General features: G+C 68.9%; 20 protein-coding genes. 12 read left to right on the forward strand and 8 right to left on the reverse strand.

Translation table 11 applies throughout. The features are described 5' to 3' along the window. The first annotated feature begins 13 nt into the window (after positions 1–13). Complete coding sequence (locus tag ACFVH2_RS23905; RefSeq protein ID WP_378428526.1) at positions 14–997, forward strand: alpha/beta fold hydrolase; 984 nt, start codon at positions 14–16, stop codon at positions 995–997. A 68-nt stretch (positions 998–1065) separates the two neighbouring features. Here the strand turns inward: ACFVH2_RS23905 and ACFVH2_RS23910 are convergent, their stop codons facing one another. Together ACFVH2_RS23910 and ACFVH2_RS23915 are read right to left on the reverse strand one after the other, a co-directional pair. Beyond that, positions 1066–2118 carry a zinc-binding dehydrogenase gene (locus ACFVH2_RS23910; RefSeq protein WP_378428747.1) on the reverse strand — a complete coding sequence of 351 codons (1053 nt, stop codon included), beginning with the start codon at positions 2116–2118 and terminating at the stop codon, positions 1066–1068. Between the two features lie 2 nt (positions 2119–2120). Beyond that, entirely contained in the window at positions 2121–3308 is a 1188-nt protein-coding gene (locus tag ACFVH2_RS23915; protein WP_378475734.1) for an LLM class flavin-dependent oxidoreductase, read from the reverse strand. Positions 3309–3651: 343 nt separating this feature from the next. Between ACFVH2_RS23915 and ACFVH2_RS23920 the strand changes: the two genes are divergently transcribed. Next, positions 3652–4728 (forward strand): metallophosphoesterase, encoded by a 1077-nt coding sequence (locus ACFVH2_RS23920; protein ID WP_378426252.1) that lies wholly within the window; start codon positions 3652–3654, stop codon positions 4726–4728. A gap of 50 nt (positions 4729–4778) precedes the next feature. Here ACFVH2_RS23920 and ACFVH2_RS23925 read toward each other — a convergent pair whose 3' ends face one another. Beyond that, positions 4779–5726, reverse strand: a complete 948-nt coding sequence (locus tag ACFVH2_RS23925; protein WP_378426254.1) for a LysR family transcriptional regulator — start codon at positions 5724–5726, stop codon at positions 4779–4781. 40 nt (positions 5727–5766) lie between these two features. Between ACFVH2_RS23925 and ACFVH2_RS23930 the strand changes: the two genes are divergently transcribed. The 10 genes from ACFVH2_RS23930 to ACFVH2_RS23975 all read left to right on the forward strand — a co-directional run bounded on the left by ACFVH2_RS23930 (position 5767) and on the right by ACFVH2_RS23975 (position 12004). Continuing rightward, positions 5767–6981: an MFS transporter gene (locus ACFVH2_RS23930; protein WP_378426256.1), complete on the forward strand. Its 1215-nt coding sequence runs from the start codon at positions 5767–5769 to the stop codon at positions 6979–6981. A gap of 71 nt (positions 6982–7052) precedes the next feature. Next, positions 7053–7691 carry an NAD(P)-dependent oxidoreductase gene (locus tag ACFVH2_RS23935; protein WP_378426258.1) on the forward strand — a complete coding sequence of 213 codons (639 nt, stop codon included), beginning with the start codon at positions 7053–7055 and terminating at the stop codon, positions 7689–7691. Between the two features lie 32 nt (positions 7692–7723). Continuing rightward, a complete protein-coding gene (locus ACFVH2_RS23940; protein WP_378426260.1) occupies positions 7724–8185 on the forward strand; it encodes a hypothetical protein in 462 nt (153 codons plus the stop codon). Positions 8186–8210: 25 nt separating this feature from the next. Further along, positions 8211–8366 carry a hypothetical protein gene (locus tag ACFVH2_RS23945; RefSeq protein WP_378426262.1) on the forward strand — a complete coding sequence of 52 codons (156 nt, stop codon included), beginning with the start codon at positions 8211–8213 and terminating at the stop codon, positions 8364–8366. Between the two features lie 188 nt (positions 8367–8554). Then, complete coding sequence (locus ACFVH2_RS23950; RefSeq protein ID WP_378426264.1) at positions 8555–9010, forward strand: group II truncated hemoglobin; 456 nt, start codon at positions 8555–8557, stop codon at positions 9008–9010. 51 nt (positions 9011–9061) lie between these two features. After that, entirely contained in the window at positions 9062–9583 is a 522-nt protein-coding gene (locus tag ACFVH2_RS23955; RefSeq protein WP_378426266.1) for a MepB family protein, read from the forward strand. Positions 9584–9632: 49 nt separating this feature from the next. After that, positions 9633–10364: a FadR/GntR family transcriptional regulator gene (locus ACFVH2_RS23960; RefSeq protein WP_378426268.1), complete on the forward strand. Its 732-nt coding sequence runs from the start codon at positions 9633–9635 to the stop codon at positions 10362–10364. Beyond that, positions 10361–11047, forward strand: a complete 687-nt coding sequence (locus ACFVH2_RS23965; RefSeq protein ID WP_378426270.1) for a sterol desaturase family protein — start codon at positions 10361–10363, stop codon at positions 11045–11047. Before ACFVH2_RS23960 ends, ACFVH2_RS23965 begins: the two co-directional genes overlap by 4 nt. 128 nt (positions 11048–11175) lie before the next feature. Continuing rightward, on the forward strand, positions 11176–11568 hold the full coding sequence (locus ACFVH2_RS23970) for a Rieske 2Fe-2S domain-containing protein (protein WP_378426273.1): 393 nt from the start codon (positions 11176–11178) through the stop codon (positions 11566–11568). Between the two features lie 220 nt (positions 11569–11788). Next, a complete protein-coding gene (locus ACFVH2_RS23975) occupies positions 11789–12004 on the forward strand; it encodes a hypothetical protein (RefSeq protein WP_378426275.1) in 216 nt (71 codons plus the stop codon). Between the two features lie 23 nt (positions 12005–12027). Here ACFVH2_RS23975 and ACFVH2_RS23980 read toward each other — a convergent pair whose 3' ends face one another. The 5 genes from ACFVH2_RS23980 to ACFVH2_RS24000 all read right to left on the reverse strand — a co-directional run bounded on the left by ACFVH2_RS23980 (position 12028) and on the right by ACFVH2_RS24000 (position 16665). Then, positions 12028–13164 (reverse strand): esterase-like activity of phytase family protein, encoded by a 1137-nt coding sequence (locus tag ACFVH2_RS23980; protein WP_378426277.1) that lies wholly within the window; start codon positions 13162–13164, stop codon positions 12028–12030. 128 nt (positions 13165–13292) lie between these two features. Next, entirely contained in the window at positions 13293–13895 is a 603-nt protein-coding gene (locus ACFVH2_RS23985) for a TetR family transcriptional regulator (protein WP_378475735.1), read from the reverse strand. Between the two features lie 2 nt (positions 13896–13897). Continuing rightward, a complete protein-coding gene (locus ACFVH2_RS23990; protein WP_378426281.1) occupies positions 13898–14773 on the reverse strand; it encodes an ABC transporter ATP-binding protein in 876 nt (291 codons plus the stop codon). Continuing rightward, a complete protein-coding gene (locus ACFVH2_RS23995) occupies positions 14766–15623 on the reverse strand; it encodes an ABC transporter ATP-binding protein (protein ID WP_378426283.1) in 858 nt (285 codons plus the stop codon). The genes ACFVH2_RS23990 and ACFVH2_RS23995 overlap by 8 nt, the downstream gene beginning before the upstream one ends. Beyond that, the gene (locus ACFVH2_RS24000) at positions 15610–16665 is read right to left on the reverse strand and encodes an ABC transporter permease (RefSeq protein ID WP_378426285.1); all 1056 of its coding nucleotides are present in this window, start codon (positions 16663–16665) and stop codon (positions 15610–15612) included. The genes ACFVH2_RS23995 and ACFVH2_RS24000 overlap by 14 nt, the downstream gene beginning before the upstream one ends. Positions 16666–16778: the final 113 nt, after the last annotated feature.

Below are 16778 nucleotides of genomic sequence, written 5' to 3' on the forward strand. Positions count from 1 at the left end.
TCCGAAAGGATCGATGACCGTGTTGCCAGAACCCCGTTTCGTCGACACCGACGGCGCCCGCCTCGCCGTCTTCGAAGCCAAGCCCGAGCGTCGCGAGCGCGACGTGTGCGTCGTGCTGTGCCACGGCTTCCCGGAACTCGCCGCTTCGTGGCGCCACCAGCTGCAGCCGATCGCCGACGCGGGCTTTCACGTGATGGCCCCCGACATGCGCGGCTACGGCCTGTCGGACGGCCCCGACGACCCCCGCGCCTACAGCATCAGGGAGAACACCGCGGACGTCGCGGCGCTGATCGCCGACGCCGGCTACGAGAAGGCCGTCGTGGTGGGGCACGACTTCGGCGGCATGGTGTCCTGGAACATGCCGTACCTCCAGCCCGACTCGGTCGCCGGGGTGATCACCCTGAACACACCGTTCGGGTACTCGCGGGAGAACCCGATCGAGAAGTACCTCGAGGCGTACGGTCCGCGAAACTACGTCGCGCACTTCCAGACCCAGGAGTGCGAGGAGCAGCTGGACAAGGATCCCGAGCGCACGTTCCGGTTCTTCATGCGACGAGACACCGGCTCCGGCACCAACCTCTCACGCACCGGCCGCCACGACCCGGACTCGATGGCCTACATCCACTGGCTCCAGGACGACGAGTCCACCTGGCCCGGCGAGGTGATCATGGACGACACTGAGTTGCGGTACTACTCCGATGCGTACGCGCGCAAGGGATTCAAGGGCGGTCTCAACTGGTACCGCAGCATCGAGCGGAACTGGGAGGTCCACACGGAACGCTTCCCCGACGGCGCGGTGCCGCGGGCCGGGGTGCCGGCGCTGATGATCGCCGCGCAGCGCGACCCGATCTGCCACCCGATGCTCAGCGACAACCTGCTGCAGTACTTCGACGACTTCGAGCGGCGGATGATCGACACCGGTCACTGGACCCAGCTCGAGGATCCCGAGGGGACCACCGCGATCCTGGTCGACTGGCTCACCCGCCACTTCGCATAGGCGCTCCGCGCCCGTGCGCGGTTGACGAGTCCAGAGACTCGTCAACCGCGCACGGGCGGCGCAGCCGCCTACTTCTTCGGTAGGACCAGGATCTTGACGTGCTCGTCGGGATTGCGCAGCGCGGCGACCGCGGCGCCGACGCCGTCGAGTCCCACCCGACCGGTGATGATCGCGTCGGCATCGATCTCGCCGTCCGCCAGGCGTTGCAGGACGATCTCGTAGCCGCGCTCGGTCGGTCCGTGCCCGAAGTTGATCGCGATCCGCCGGAGCTGGCCGATCGCCGGGATGATGGTCTCGTCACCGAACGGGGCTGCCAACACCTGGATCCGGGACCCGGACGGCAGCGACCGCAGGAGCATGTCGATGGTGCCCGCCCGGCCGCTGCACTCGTAGGCGATGAGGATGCCCTCGCCGCCCTTACCCTGCGCGACCAGTTCGTCCCACAGCTCGATCGGGTCCTGCTCGTTCGGGTCGACCACGATGTCGGCGCCCATCAGCTTCGCCAACTCACGCCGCTTCGGCGAGGGTTCCGAGGCGACGATCGTGTGCGCACCGCGAGCCTTGGCCGCGATGATGGCGCCGAGACCGATGGTGCCGCAGCCGATCACGAGAGCCGAGTCCTCCGCGGTGAGGCCGGACCGTTGCATGTGCAGCTCGCCGACGTGCAGCGGCTCGGCCAGCGTCGCGTGTTCGAGCGACAACCCGTCCGGGACGTGACGGACCCAGACTGCGTCGACGACGATGTGCTCACCGTAGCCGCCGTGATACTCGTTGGAGTATCCGATGATCTTCGGGATCCCGGTACTGGTGTCGGTGACGATGCCCAGTCCGGCGACGCGGTCGCCGACGGCGAAATCGGCTACCCCGGACCCGATCTCGGCGACGACGCCGGCGTACTCGTGGCCGAGGACCACCGGTCGGGCGGTGTCGAACTGCGCCAGCGGATAGCGGGCGGCGTCCATGACCTCGACGAACCGGCACGGGTCCTTGGACATGCTCAGGTCGCTGCCGCAGATGCCGCAGGCGACGACCTCGATGCGCAACTGGCCCTCGCCCACCGCCGGCACATCGGGCACGTCGGTGAGCAGGAACTCGCCGTCGAGGTACTGCACTGCGCGCATGATCAGACCCCCACCTTGGTCGGATCGCCGTAGTAGTCGGTGTGGGCCTTGGTGATCGCGCCGACCAGGCCGCCGATGAGGTAGTCGCGGTTGTCCTCGGCGAACTGGAGGCTCGCCTCGCGGCCTCGGTTGCGGTTCTTGAAGTGCGGGATCACCTCGGACGCGAACAGCTCGTAGCTGCGCTTGGTGTCCTCCCAGTTCGCCATGTCCACGTGCAGGATCAGCATGGTGCCGAACCCGCCGGTCTTCTCGATCAGCCGCTCGATCTGGGCGATCGCCTGGTCGGGCGTGCCGATGATCGCCTGCCCGAACTCGCCCAACGAGTCGTGACGCCAGTGGTCGATGACGCCCTTCGCCGTCTGGCCCCAGTCGGGGTAGCGACCGTTCTGCCGGTTGGCGTAGTCGGACATGGATCGGATGCGACGACTGACCGCACGTTCGGCGTCGGCTTGGGTCTCGGCGAGGAACATCGGGTTCACCAGCCGCCAGGTGGACCGGTCGGCAACATGGCCGTGCTCGGCGCAGACCTTCTCGTAGACGCCCCAGTTCCGGTCCAGCGCATCGAATCCCGCCGGTGAACTCGCGGCCAGCGACAGCAGTGACAGGCCGTGCGTGCCGGCCAGGACCGAGCCGTTCGGCGACATCGTCGACGCGGTCACGATCTCGATGCCGGCCGGGTTGTACGTCGGCAGCTGGGCGCGGGCATCACGCAGGGTGAACCAGTCCGTCTCCATGTTCACCACCTCGCCGCGCAGCAGCGGCAGGATCGCCTCGAGCGCCTCGCCCTGCATGCGACGCTGGTCCGAGGGGTCGATGCCCATCATGTGCGCGTCGAGCGGGATCTTGCCCGGCCCGGTGCCGAGGATCAGCCGGCCGCGGGTCTGCAGGTCCAGCTGGGTGATCCGGTCCGCGGTGACCAGCGGGTGGTGGTACGGCAGCGAGGTGACGCCGGTGCCGAACCGGATGCGTTCGGTCCGCTCGGCCGCCGCCGCAATGAACACGTCGGGGGCGGGCACGATCTCGGCGCCGGTCGAATGGTGCTCACCCATCCACGCCTCGTCGAAACCGAGATGGTCGAGGTGCTGCATGAGATCGATGTCGCGACGCAGTTGCAACGCGGGATCGGCGTTCAACGGGTGGAACGGGGCGAGGAACGCCCCGAACTTCAGCGAGTCGGCGGACCACGTCATTGTCATCTCCTCGGATCGGTTCCGGCCCGGTTCAGCCGGTGGCAAACCTCCCCTGTGTCTATCACATAGTTCAATCAGTTGATTGAACTATGTGACCGGAGGATGGTCTTCGGCGTCCATGCGTGCGGTGATCCGATCTCCATGACGCGAGATGTTCGCCGGCACCGGACAGGAGCGGGTCGCCGAGGTGTTCGCGGAGGATTCACCGCACCCTCCGCCGACCGAAATCTGCGTGAACAGCCGGTGACATCCCGCGCGCCCAGTTGAACGATCGTCCACATTCAGGTTTGCTCCTTGTCGTTGCCCGCCCACCCGAACGAACGAACGAACGAACGAGGACACGATGACGGAGCTCGACGGAATCGATCGACGCCGATTCCTGGCCGGCGCGGCGGCCGCGGGCGCCGCGGTTCCGCTCGCCGCCCTGACCCCTGCGCTGGCCGGCGCCGCCGCGGCCCCCGCCAACTCGGACAAGTTCGCCTTCCCCACGAGCTCGGCCCTGCGCGTGCTCGTCACCGGCGATGCCGGCACGGGCACGCCGGCGCAGTGGGCGGTGGCCGACGCGATTCGCGCCCTTCACAGCCGCGAACCCCTCTCCATGGCACTCGGTCTCGGCGACAACATCTACGAGGCGGGCCCGAACGGCGACCACGACGTCCAGTTCACCACCAAGTTCGAGGACCCGAACCACGGACTCGACTTTCCGTGGGTGATGGCCCTGGGCAACCACGACACCAGCTCGATCTTTCCCGGCGACGGCGGCTGGCTGCTGCGCGGCAACGACGAGGTCGACTACCACCGCCGATCGAGGCGGTGGTGGATGCCCAGCCGGTACTACTCGGTGCGCGTGCCCGAGGAGAACCCGGTCGTCGAGTTCTTCGTCCTCGACCTCAATCCGCTCGCCGCCTACCTGCCGCCGCTGCTCGCGCCGTACTGGGCCCCCGACGGACAGTTCATGAACGAGCAGCGCGCCTGGCTCGACGCGGCGATCTCCTCGTCGACGGCGAAGTGGAAGGTTGCGTGCGCACACCACCCGTATCTGAACAACGGAACGCACGGCGACGCCGGCGAGTACGACGGGATCCCGATCGATCCGATCAACGGTGTGCACGCGAAGCGGTTCTTCGAGGACCACGTCGTCGGCCGGTGCCAGTTCATCCTCTCCGGGCACGATCACTCGCTGCAGATTCTCGAACCGACGATCGCGTCCAAGGGCACCCGGCAGATCGTCTCGGGCGCGGCGGCGAAGAACAATCACGGCAAGGCCGGAAAGGCCGACCGGGCGAACCTCTTCCAGAACTTCACCGACGTCGGGTTCATGGTGCTGGACCTCGATTCGGACTCCGTCACGGTCCGGGTGTACACGGTGGACGTCGCCACCTCGAAGGCGACCGTGGCGTTCGAACGTCGACTCGTCTGACCCGAAACGGGACCGACGGCCGAGGATCCACGAGTTTCCCTGCGGTCCGGTCACGTTCGAGCTGACGGCAAGCCGTCAGACCTGATCGTCTCCGCGACACCGAGGCCGGCGAGGAAGGCCGCGGCCGCGGGCGCCGGTCGCAGTCGGCTCCACACCAGGTGCTCGACCCGGGTCGGCGGGTCGAGCAGTTCGACCACGCGGAGGTCGGGAAACTCGGACACGACGGCGGCGGGCAGCAGGCCGATGCACAGACCCTGGCGGATCAGTCGCGCGAAGAAGTCCACTGCCATCACCTCGAACGCGACCCTGCGGCGCACACCTGCCGCCGCGAAGGCCTCGTCGGACTGCGCGCGGCCACCGGATCCCGCCGGAAAGTCGACGAAGGTCTCGTCGGACAGCATGCGCAGGTCCACCTCGCGCCCCTCGGCCAGCGGGTGCCCGGCCGGCACCAACGCAACCAGTTCGCCTCGCCCCAGCTCGATCCCACGCACCCCGGTGGGCTCGACGCCCGGCGGCAGTCCGAGGAAGGCGACGTCGAGCGCGCCCTGACGGACCTGGTCGACCAGGTCACCGCTCGCACCCATGCGGAGGCTGATCCGTACCTGCGGATGCCGCGCACGGAAGTCTCTCAGGGACGAGGCGAGGTCGATCGCGCCGACCGTCGGGATCGCCCCGATCGCCAGCGTGCCCCCGATCTCGCCCGCGGCCGCGGCCACCTCGGCGCGAGCTCGCTCGGCCGCCTCCACGCTCTGCCGAGCAGCGGGCAGAAACGCCTCGCCGGCAGGTGTGAGCTGAACCCTCCGGCTGGTCCGGTCGAACAGCTTGGCGCCGAGTTCGCGTTCCAGGCGGGCGATCTGGTGACTCAGCGCGGACTGGACCACCAGGCACTGCTCGGCGGCGCGAGTGAAGTTCTTCGTCTCCGCGACGGCGAGGACGTAACGCATCTGCTGCAGCTCCATCCATCTATCTTGGATCACGATCGTTGGCGTGACAAACATGTGTTGGACTCATTGATCTCGAGTGGTCAAGCTTTGAGGCATGACAAACGTGACGACCCGAACCGCGGAGCGCGTCCCCGCTGCCGACGCCGGGCTCAGCCGAGGGCTGCTGCTCCTCATGTCGGTCGCGACCGGACTCGTGGTGGCGGGCAACTACTTTGCGCAGCCCCTGCTGGACGTGATCCGTCAGGACCTCGACCTCAGCACCTCGACGGCGGCGATGGTCGTCACCGCCGCCCAAGCCGGTTACGCCGTGGGCCTGATCCTCCTGCTCCCGCTGGGCGATCTGCTCGAGCGCAGGCGCCTCACGGTGGTCCTGTTCGGGGTCACCGCGGCGTTCCTGCTGATGTCGGCCACCGCCCCCAACGGCACCGTGCTGCTGGTGGGCACCGCCCTCGCCGCGCTGACGTCGGTGTCGGCGCAGGTGCTGGTGACCTTCGCGGTGGCCCTCGCCTCGCCCGAGCACCGCGGCCGGGTGGTGGGAACCGTGATGAGCGGGCTCCTGCTCGGGGGACTACTGGCACGGACGGTCTCGGGTGCGTTGTCCGAGTTCGGCGGCTGGCGAACGGTCTACTGGGTCAACGCGGTCCTGCTGGCCGCGGTCGCGGTGCTGCTGTGGCGGGTCCTGCCCCGGCTGCACACCCCCGCCGGGATGTCCTACCCCGCGCTGCTGCGGTCGACGGTGGTCCTGTTGCGCACCGAACCCGTACTGCGTTGGCGCTCGGCCATCGCCGCACTGTCGTTCGCATCGTTCAACGTGTTCTGGACGTCCGTCACCTTCCTGCTCGTCGGTCCGCACTACCAGTGGTCGGAGGCGGTCATCGGGCTCTTCGGCCTGGTCGGTGTCGCCGGCACGATCGCCACCCCGCTGGCCGGCCGGCTCGCCGACCGCGGCTACGTGCACTGGGTGGCGGGAATCGGCACCGCACTGCTCGCCGCGTCCTGGTTGGCGATCGGCGTGGGCGGGACCTCGCTGGGGTGGCTGCTCGCGGGAGCGATCGCGCTGACCGTCGCGCAGCAGTCCGTGCTCAACAGCAACCAGAACGTCATCTACGCACTCGCCCCGGAGATCCGTAATCGGCTGAACTCCGCCTTCATGACGGCCTTCTTCGTCGGCGGCGTCGCCGGCTCGGCGCTGACCGCCGTCGCCTGGGTGCGCGGCGGCTGGGCCGGGGTGAGCGCCCTCGGCGGCGCGCTGGCCCTCGCCACCTTCCTGGTGTGGCTCGCCGAACGCGTGAGTGCCCGGACCGCCTGACCCTCCCGACCCGATCGCCCGCTCCCGGGCGATCCGACATGACCAATCAATCGGACAAGGACGAGACAACCATGCGCATAACAGTTTTCGGGGCAGCAGGACAGGTGGGCAGCCGAGCGGTGGCCGAGGCCCTGCACCGCAGCCACGAGGTGACGGCCGTGCTCCGGAGCCCCGCACGGGCACACGAGGTACCGGCGGGAGCCACGGTACGCATCGGTGACGCGGCCGACATCGAGGACGTCGTCGACCTGAGCGCCGGCCGGGACCTCGTCATCAGCGCGACCCGGCCGACGCCCGGCCAGGAGAGCGAGCTGGTCGCGACCACGAAGGTACTGCTCGCAGGGCTGGCCCGCACCCGGGTGCGGCTGCTGCTCGTCGGCGGCGCCGCGACCCTGACCGTGCCCGGCACCGCCGGCGTGACGGTGATGGACGAGCCGGGCTTCCCCGCCGAGTTGCGGGGCATCGCCCGGGCCTGCGCCGACCAGCTCGAGGCGTGCCGCGCCGACACGGCCGCGGAGTGGACCTACCTGAGTCCGCCCGCGCTGCTGGAGCCGGGAACGCGAACGGGCCGGTTCCGGCTCGGCACGGACGACCTGCTCGTCGACGCCGACGGCGCCTCGGTGATCTCCGTCGAGGACCTCGCGGTCGCGCTGCTCGACGAGGCGGAGCGGCCGAAGCATCACCGTGCCCGCTTCACCGCCGCCTACTGATCCGCCCCCGAAAGCCCTGAGAGGACAACGACATGACGATGATCGACTACCCCGACGACGTGGTCGCAGCCCAGCCCATGGGGTACTGGTCCGACCTGGCCGCCCGCACGATCACCGGAGCCCTCCGCGCCCGACTCGCGGTCGAACAGCTCACCCAGCCGCACTGGTGGACGCTCAATCACGTGAGCGGCTCCCCCGACAGCTGGACCCGGGCCACGCTGGCCCGCCGGCTCGGCGAATACTCCGACGAGGGAACCGATTTCGAGGCGGTCTTCGACGACCTGGCCGCCCGCGGCTGGCTGAGCACGGACGCGGGGGCCGGCACCCTGACCCTCACCGAGGAGGGCGAGGCGGGACGGCGGCGCGCTCACGACCGCAACGCCGAGGTGCACCGCCAGATGCAGGCGGACGTGACGACGGCCGAGTACGTCGCGACCGTCAACGTCCTGCGGCGCATGGTCGCAAACCTCGACGGCCGAACCGACCTCCCCTGATCACCCCCGTCACCAGGAGACAGACATGCGCACCACGTCATCCGCAGTCGCCGCCATCCACCAGGTCGTCTCGGACGCGGTGGAGTTCCAGAACGACGTCGACCGGTTCGTCCCGCTGCACACCGACGCGACGAGCATCGTCAACCTCCGCGGTCGGCGCGTGTCCGGTCGGGGCGACTGACCTACGTGATGGTCGAGGAGGGCGGCCGCTGGCGGATCGCCTCCGCCCAGACCACGCCCATCAGGGCCTGACCGCGCGGCAATCGATCATCGGGGGAACCACCGACGTTGCCGCCGAGAACTCCCGCCCACGACCGCCACCACGGTTGTAACGTTGTAATCATCCGATCGGAGGCATGGAGGAGCGGTATGGCAACTGACGGAACCACCACCGAATCGATCTTCGAACACGTCGGCGGCCGAGCCGGACTGCACCGACTCGTCGCGACCTGGTATCCGCGGGTCCTCGCGGATCCACTCCTGCAGCCGCTGTTCGGTGCGGGCAGCCCCAGCCACATCGACCACCTCACGGACTTCCTCGGCGAGGTGTTCGGCGGCCCGACCGTCTACACCGACCGGCTGGGAGGATTCCCGGCCCTGCTCGAAGCCCACCGAGGCAAGCAGATCAGCGAGGAACAGCGGCAACGGTTCGTGGACCTGTTCCTCACCGCGGCCGACGACGCCAGGCTGCCCACCGACACGCGGTTTCGCACGGCGTTGCTCGACTACCTTCGCTTCGGCACCGAAGTGGCGGTACAGAACTCCCATGCCACCGACGACGTCGACCTGCATCCCTGCCAGGAGGTGCCCCGCTGGAATTGGTGACGACGCCGCGGCCGGCGTGGCAGGCGATCCACTCGTTCGACGGGAGTTGGTGTGACGGTTTCCGGTGGGGTGCACCCTGATGTGGCCGAGGCGCGACGTCTGATCCGGAGCCTGGGATCGGAGCTGTCGGCCGCGGTCCCGGAATCGGGCAACGCCGAGTACGCAGCGTTCGTGTCCCGGGTAGGTCGCAGGTCGGTCCGGTTCCGGGCGAGCAAGCTGACACCGGCCAAGGTCGGCGCGTTCGTCGCGACATGGAGGCGCGCAGACGACGGGTCGACGGAGCCGTTCGCGAGCGAGGGTGGTGCCGACCTGCTGGTGATCACCGTCCGCGAGGAACCGCACTTCGGCTTGTTCGCGTTCCCGAGGGCAGCGCTGATCAGGCACGGCATCGTCTCCGTCGACGGCCGGGGCGGCAAGCGCGGGTTTCGCGTGTACCCGCCGTGGTCGGAGACGGGGAACCGACAGGCACAGCGGACCCAGGAATGGCAGTGCCACTACTTCCTCGGTCTCGACGACGGCAATCGGGTCGACATGCGGCGGGCACAGCTGCTCCTGAAGGACCTCCAGAACTGACTGGTCTTACCACTTGACCTCTTACCTTCCCGGGCCTACGGTCGCTGGCATGATGTTCGAGCCGATCGCGCGTAAGTCCGCTTCCGGCGAGGTCTTCGACCAGATCAGCGCCCGAGTGCTGGGCGGAGAGCTGGCCTCCGGGGCGGACCTGCCCAGTGAACGGCGCCTGGCTGAGGCGTTCGGCGTGTCGAGACCTGCTGTGCGGGAAGCTATTCAGAAGCTCGCGCAGGCGGGTCTCGTCGAGGTCCGGCAGGGTGACGCGACGTCCGTGCGGGACTTCAGGCGCCAGGCCGGCCCGGAACTGCTCTCCCAGCTGCTCGTGCGGGACGGGCGCCCCGACTGGACCGTCGCCCGGAGCGTCCTCGAGGCCCGCCGGCTCATCGGCGCCCAGGTCGCACGCCTCGCCGCCGCCCGGGCCACCGCGGAGACCGCGCCCGCGCTGCGGAGCGCGGTCGAGTCCCTCGCGGACGCCGAGGACCCGGTCGCCATGCAGGTGGCGGCGCTCGCGTTCTGGGAGCACGTGGTCGACACCGCGGACTCGATCGCGTTCCGGCTCGTCTTCAACAGCCTCCGCAACGCCTACGAACCCACGATGAACGCGGTCGCCGCGGTGATGGTCGCCGAGGTCGGCAGCACCGACCGGTACCGCGAACTCGCGGAAGCGATCGCGTCCCACGACGAGGACGCCGCCGAACGCGCCGCCGCCACCCTCCTCGACCTCGGTTCGGCAGCCTTGAGCACGGTCATCGACCAACTGCAGCGTCAGGAGTCAGGCGCATGACCATCACACCCGGCGCGCGGCATCCCCGCCGCAAGACGATCGACCTGCGCGACGCCGCCGCGGAGTTCTGTCGCCACCCCTCACCGTGGATGATCGGCGGCGCCCTCGTGGCGTCGACCGTCGCCCGGGTGGTCACCGGCGGCTGGCAACCGACCGACGTCGCGGTGCCCCTGGTGGCGCTCGCCGTGTTCCCGTTCGTCGAGTGGGTGATTCACGTCTGCGTGCTGCACTGGCGGCCCCGGCGAGTACTCGGTGTCACCGCCGACTCGCTGCTCGCCCGCAAACACCGTGAGCACCATGCCGATCCGCGCGACGTGCCGTTGATCTTCATTCCGTGGCAGACGCTGACGTGGCTGCTCCCCGTCCTCGTCCTCGCCGGCCTGCTCGCCTTCCCACGGCTGGGCCTGGGGCTGACGTTCCTGATGACCGTCAGCGCCTTCGGCCTCGTCTACGAGTGGACGCACTACCTCATCCACACCGACTACCGACCACGGTCCCGCTTCTACCGCGCGATCTGGCGAAACCACCGGCATCACCATTTCAAGAACGAGCACTACTGGTTCACCGTCACCACCTCGGGCACGGCCGATCGAGTGCTGGGCACCGACCCGGACCCCGATTCGGTCGTGACCTCACCCACGGCCAGGAACCTGCACGCGGCGGGTCCGGCACGGCGGTCGTGACGCGCGGCTGCCGGCTCCACAGCGTGTTCCGCTCAGCGGATGTCACCGATGGACACGTGTCCGCCGCGCTGGCACAGTGACCTGGCCCGACAACCCCAGGGTTGCCCGCCAGAAACGAGAGGACCGCCGTGACCGTGGGCCCCCGCGACGACATGGACGAGGTCCGGTCCCCCGGATGGCACTACCTCGGCCCGGCCGAGAACTTTCGCGACGGCAAGCCGCACGCGATCGAGGCGTTCGGCACCAAGCTCGTGGCGTTCGCAGTGCGCAACGGCGACGTCAAGATCCTCGACGCCTACTGTCCGCACATGCGCGGGGACCTCAGCTACGGTGCCGTGGTCGGTGACACCATCGACTGCCCGATCCACCGCTGGCGCTGGGACGGAAACGGCAGAAGCGCCGGCGGATCGCCCCGCCCGACACCCACCCGCGCATGGACCACGCACGAGAAGGACGCGTCGCTGTACGTGTGGCACGACCCGGAGGGCAATCCGCCCCCTGCCGACGTTGGCCCGATCTGAGCCCACGCGCCCAGAATCCACCCTTCTGCCGCGGCCGTTCCGGGTGTGGAATGAAGTGATGAACACCAAGACACTCCCTCCGTCCGAACGCCGTCGAATCGCGCGGACCGCTGTCGACGCCCTCGGCCGGCAACGCAGCGATCACGCTCTGGTGCGAGTCACCTGTCCGGCAAGTCATCATGTGGCGACCGTCTACCGAACCGCAGAGGGTCCCGCGGTCGTGTCCGGAGGACCCCACACCCACGGCTCGCGCGATTTCGTCGACACCGCGCACCACGGCGACAGCCTCGGCTCCGAGTTCGTCGACCTGCTCGAAGCCTCCGAGTTCGAGGACGACGCCGTGCCCGTCCGCTGTGCGTGCGGCGCGCGGACCCTGTCGCGTAGGGAACTGCAGGAGGCGGTCCGATCGCACACCCACACCCTCTCCCTCCCGTAGGTGCCGACCGGGCAACCAGACTCCTACCCTCCCGCCACCGCCAGCAGATGGAAGCTGGTCCGGCCGGCGAGACCGAAATTGTTGTCCGACACCAGCACCAGAGACCGATCGCCGCTGGGCAGCCGCGGGCCCCAGGTCATTCCCTCGACACACTGCGGATCCATCCCGAGCGAGCCGAAGTCGAACACCAGCCGCTTCGTCATCTTCCGCTCGGTGCCGGTGATCGCCGCCGCACCGGCGACGTTGTCGGCACCCCTGGTCGAGGTTTCGTAGATCTTTCCGGTGAAGCCCACACCGGGGATCAGGCTTCGCTCGAGGGCGAGAAACGTGTGGTCGTCGACCGACACGATCTCCGCAACCCCGGTGGCGACCGGCATCGCGCCGGGAGCGACACGATCGACGGGGTAGACGTACTCGCCGAGGTCGGCTCCCGTGCGGCGATCGATCTCGACCAGTCGCGCCGGACTCTCGCCGTCGACGGACGCGGCCGGTCCGTCCTGGACCAGAGCATTCTCGCTGACCGCGACGATCGTCGACCCGTCGCGGCTGAGGTCCATGGCCTCGAACCCGAGGTTGTCGCGGATCCCGGAGGCCGGCTTCCCGTCCTGGTCGAGACGCGGCGTGTAGGCATCCGGCACCGGGAAGTCCGCGACGAACCGTCCGTCGGCGGTCGCCTGCCGAATGAACCCCGGCCGACCGATCTTGGCTTCGCCCTCGCTGGTGTAGACGAAGCCCTTCCGGTCGGGAGTCCACCGGACCGATTCCGTGTCGGATGCCCTCGGCACGTAGGGTTTTCCGTCGGTGTCCGCGAGCTGGACAAGGCTGTCGAAACGAGGAGCGCCGAGGGTGCCCGTCGGGTCGACCGGCAGGGTGAGGGTGTACATCCGGACCGGCCCCGCCTCGCCCCGGTTGTCACTGATGGCGGCATAGGTGTTCAGGTCGGGCGCGTAGTCGATGCCGGACAGACCGCCGACCTTGTACCCGCCGTACTCCAGATCGTCTGCGACAGTTTGCGTGTTGACGTAGTGGATCTCGAGCGCGGCGCCGGTCGAACCGGGCCCGACCGAACCTAGGTCGACGGAGCCTGGGTCGACGGACCCGAATCCCAGCGGAGCCGCCGCGGCCATGAACGTCGCGCTGACAATTCGTACACTGATCATCGATCTCCCCACGTCGACGGTTCTGCGAAATCGGTTGGTCGCCACCGGAATAGCGGAGCGCAACCGAGCCGAACGGTAGGTGGCACGGGCGGTCCGTCACACAGGTTCTCCCACAGACCGGGAGGCCGTCAGGAATCCCCCAGCCCACCGGTGAGATACCGCTGCAGATTCGGCCCGATCAGCTCGACGATCCGCTCGTGCGGCGCCGAGGCGAGCGGTTCGAGGACGAGCAGGTACCGCATCGACGCGAGGCCCATCAGCTGGGCGGCAACCAGGTTCGCCCGCCACCGGGCCAGGTCGGGATCCGGTTCGACGGACTCGGCGATCGGACGCAGCGCCCGCTCCAGCAGGAACTCGCGGAGCAGCTTTGCACTCCATTCGTGCGCGATCGAGCTGCGCAGCAACGCGATCACGGCCGATCCCTTCGGGGAGTCCCACAACGACAGGACCGTCAGCAGCAGCCGCTCGGCCAGGCGCTCTCGAGGTCCGTCGATGATCCTGTCCACGTACCGCCTCGGGTCGACCGGGGCGTCCATCGTCGCGAGGAACAGCTTCTCCTTGGTACCGAAGTAGTGGTGCACCAACGCCGGGTCCACCCCGGCCGACTCGGCGACCGTGCGAATCGTCGCGGCATCGTATCCGGACTGGGCGAATGCACGCCGAGCCGCGCTGAGGATCTCGTCACGGGTGCCCTGTTTGCCCGGCCGTCGCCCGCTCCGTCGTCCCGACACCGTCACGACGAGATCTTCGCGCCACGATCGATGAGCACCATCGTCTCCTCCAGCGTTGCGGGCACCTCCGTCACCGCCGCCACCACTCCCGCCGACTCCAGCGCGGCGCGCACGTCCCCGCCACCGACTCCCGCCACCCGCACCCGGCGTCCGGCGAGCGTCACCGGCAACCCCGCCGCCACCAGCGCGTCGAAGGCGGCCGCCCACTCCGATGCCCGTACCGCCACGGCGACCTGTCCGCCGATGATGTCGTCGAGGCTCCCGTGTGCGACGAGTCGCCCGTGGGCCATGATCGCCAGCCGGGTGCACTGCTGCGCCTCCTGCAGGTAGTGCGTGGTGACCAGTACGCCGCATCCGGCATCGGCCTGGTCGTGGATGGTGTCCCACAGGCGGGTGCGAGCCAGCGGATCCACCCCCGACGTCGGCTCGTCGAGCACGAGCACCTCCGGCCGGTGCAACAGGGCGCAGTGGAACGCGAGTCGCCGTTGCAGACCCAACCCGATCTCCCGGACCTGCCGTGTGGCAACGGCTTCCAGTGCGGCCGGCAGGGACGCCGCAGTCGTGCCGAAGGCCTCGGCGACGAACTCCACGTTCTGCCGGACCGAGAGCTCCTGATACAGCCCGAGCCCCTGCGGCATGTATCCCAGTCGACGTCGGGTACTGCGCGACGGCGGCTCGCCGAACACCTCGACCGCCCCGCGGTCCACCGGTTCGAGTCCGAGGATCATCCGGATCAGTGTCGTCTTGCCCGCCCCGTTGGCACCGATCAGGCCGACGATCTCGCCCGGACGGACCTGCAGCGACATGTCCCGGACCGCGGTGAACGACCCGAAGTTCCGCCACACGCCGCGCGCGTCGATGACGGCCCGCTCAGCCATGCCGGTCCTCCCCGCTCCGTGCCCGCCGCTCGTCGCGGGCCAGCATCAGGGCGATCACCGCGTCCTCCAGGTCGGGCGCCGCACCGTTCTCGCCCTGTCCGTCCGGATCCCACACCCGAAACGTGTTGCCCCGCCGCCAGGTCCGATTCGATCGCGAACCCTGCGGACGAATCGGCACGGTGGCGATCGTGCCCGGTACCGACGCGATCACCTCGTCCGGAGTCCCCAGGCCGAGGACGCTGCCGTCCTCGAGGACCAGCACGCGGTGGGCCCGTTCGGCCTCGTCGAGGTAGGTGGTCGACATCAGTACCGCGGTGCCGGTCGCCGCCGCCTCGGCGACCATCCGCCACAACTCGACCCGGCTCACCGGATCGACGCCGGTGCTCGGTTCGTCGAGCAGCAGGACCCGGGGCTCGTGCAGCATCGCCAGGCAGAAACCGAGTTTCTGCCGCATGCCGCCGGACAGTTGGCCACCGAGCCGGCCACCCACATCCCCGAGCCCAGCGGGCCCGAGCAGTCGCTCCCTCCGGTCCGCGAGCCGTGTCGAACTCATTCCGTATGCGCTGCCGACGAATTCGACGTTCTCGTCCACGGTCAGATCCCGCCACACGCCCGAACTGCTCGGCTGGAATCCCACATCGGTCTTCGCCGGCATCGTGGCGGTTCCGTCGGCGATCGGCATCCGCCCGGCCAACGCCCCGAGCAGACTGGTCTTGCCGGCGCCGTCACCACCGACCACCGCGGTGACCTCCCCGCGGGGTATGTCGACGGTGACCGCGTCCAGCGCGCGACGCCCCCCGAGACGGACGGTGAGCGCATCGGCGCCCCACGCGTCCTCACTCGGTCGCACTGCGCACCACCGCTCGTCCGGCCGGCGAGATCGACCGCTTCAGTCGGACCACCGCCGCGCCGAAGATGACGACCGCCATCACGAGCAGCACCACGATCGGGACCCACAGGGTGTTCAGGCCGGCCCCCCGCAGCATGACTCCCTGCGAGATCTTGGTGAAGTAGGTCAGCGGCAGCAGGTACCCGATCCAGCGGACACCCGCCGCCATCGCGCTGAGCGGAAAGATCATGCCCGACAGCAGGACCTGGGGCAGCAGGACCATCATCGCAGCCTGGATCGCCTGACCGGTGGTCTTGGAGATCGTCGAGATGAACACGCCCAGGCCCAGAACCACGAAGAGGAAGATCGCCGCCCCGAGCGCGAAGATCAGCACGTTTCCGTTGAACGGTACCGAGAAGATCCACATGCCGAGCACGGTCACCGCGATCATGTCGATCGCGGCCAACAGGAAGTACGGCGTGATCTTCCCGAGGATCACCTCGGCCGACGAGAACGGCATCACGGCGAGCTGCTCCAAGGTGCCCGCCTCGCGCTCCTTGACCAGCCCGATGCTGGTGATGATGGTGCCGATGAACGTCATGATCAGGCCGATGATCGCGGGCACCATCACCCAGGACGTCTTCAGGTCGGGGTTGTAGAGCACCTCCGAGTCGACCGTGGATCCCATCTTCGCGACGGCGATCTTGGCGGACTGGGCGGCGAAGAGGTTGGACCCGTCGATGTACACCATCGGCTTCCCCGCGCCGGTGACGATCGCCAGGTCGGACACGTCGTCGCGGAGGGCGTCGCGGGCGGTCGCATCGGTTCCGGTCGGGTCGACGGCGTCGATGTGGAAGACCTGCGTCATCTGCGGGGCGGTGGTGAGCTGGTCGGCCACCGCCGCCGCGCCAGGTCCGACGACCGTGACGTGCAGCGAGGAGACGGTGAAGTTCGCCGCGAATCCGAAGACGATGAGCAGCAGCAGTGGCAACGCGACGAGCATGGCGAGGGTGCGGCGGTCCCGACCCAGTTCTCTGAACTCCTTGACGATCATGGCGCGCATGGGCACTCCCGGTGGCTGGCGGGCCGGCGGGCGGACGAACCCGCAACAATTCATCGATCGATGAATTCGACGCTAGGTGCGCCTGCAGGCACTGTCAACCCCCAGGCCAAAGC

This window comes from Rhodococcus sp. NPDC127527, from assembly GCF_042672245.1.
Taxonomy (GTDB): domain Bacteria; phylum Actinomycetota; class Actinomycetes; order Mycobacteriales; family Mycobacteriaceae; genus Rhodococcus_G.

Coding starts and splice junctions, on each gene's coding strand:
- ACFVH2_RS23905 (WP_378428526.1), top strand. CDS start 14: ATGACCGTGTTGCCAGAACCCCGTTTCGTCGACACCGACGGCGCCCGC.
- ACFVH2_RS23910 (WP_378428747.1), bottom strand. CDS start 2,118: ATGCGCGCAGTGCAGTACCTCGACGGCGAGTTCCTGCTCACCGACGTG.
- ACFVH2_RS23915 (WP_378475734.1), bottom strand. CDS start 3,308: ATGACGTGGTCCGCCGACTCGCTGAAGTTCGGGGCGTTCCTCGCCCCG.
- ACFVH2_RS23920 (WP_378426252.1), top strand. CDS start 3,652: ATGACGGAGCTCGACGGAATCGATCGACGCCGATTCCTGGCCGGCGCG.
- ACFVH2_RS23925 (WP_378426254.1), bottom strand. CDS start 5,726: ATGTTTGTCACGCCAACGATCGTGATCCAAGATAGATGGATGGAGCTG.
- ACFVH2_RS23930 (WP_378426256.1), top strand. CDS start 5,767: ATGACAAACGTGACGACCCGAACCGCGGAGCGCGTCCCCGCTGCCGAC.
- ACFVH2_RS23935 (WP_378426258.1), top strand. CDS start 7,053: ATGCGCATAACAGTTTTCGGGGCAGCAGGACAGGTGGGCAGCCGAGCG.
- ACFVH2_RS23940 (WP_378426260.1), top strand. CDS start 7,724: ATGACGATGATCGACTACCCCGACGACGTGGTCGCAGCCCAGCCCATG.
- ACFVH2_RS23945 (WP_378426262.1), top strand. CDS start 8,211: ATGCGCACCACGTCATCCGCAGTCGCCGCCATCCACCAGGTCGTCTCG.
- ACFVH2_RS23950 (WP_378426264.1), top strand. CDS start 8,555: ATGGCAACTGACGGAACCACCACCGAATCGATCTTCGAACACGTCGGC.
- ACFVH2_RS23960 (WP_378426268.1), top strand. CDS start 9,633: ATGATGTTCGAGCCGATCGCGCGTAAGTCCGCTTCCGGCGAGGTCTTC.
- ACFVH2_RS23965 (WP_378426270.1), top strand. CDS start 10,361: ATGACCATCACACCCGGCGCGCGGCATCCCCGCCGCAAGACGATCGAC.
- ACFVH2_RS23980 (WP_378426277.1), bottom strand. CDS start 13,164: ATGATCAGTGTACGAATTGTCAGCGCGACGTTCATGGCCGCGGCGGCT.
- ACFVH2_RS23990 (WP_378426281.1), bottom strand. CDS start 14,773: ATGGCTGAGCGGGCCGTCATCGACGCGCGCGGCGTGTGGCGGAACTTC.
- ACFVH2_RS24000 (WP_378426285.1), bottom strand. CDS start 16,665: ATGCGCGCCATGATCGTCAAGGAGTTCAGAGAACTGGGTCGGGACCGC.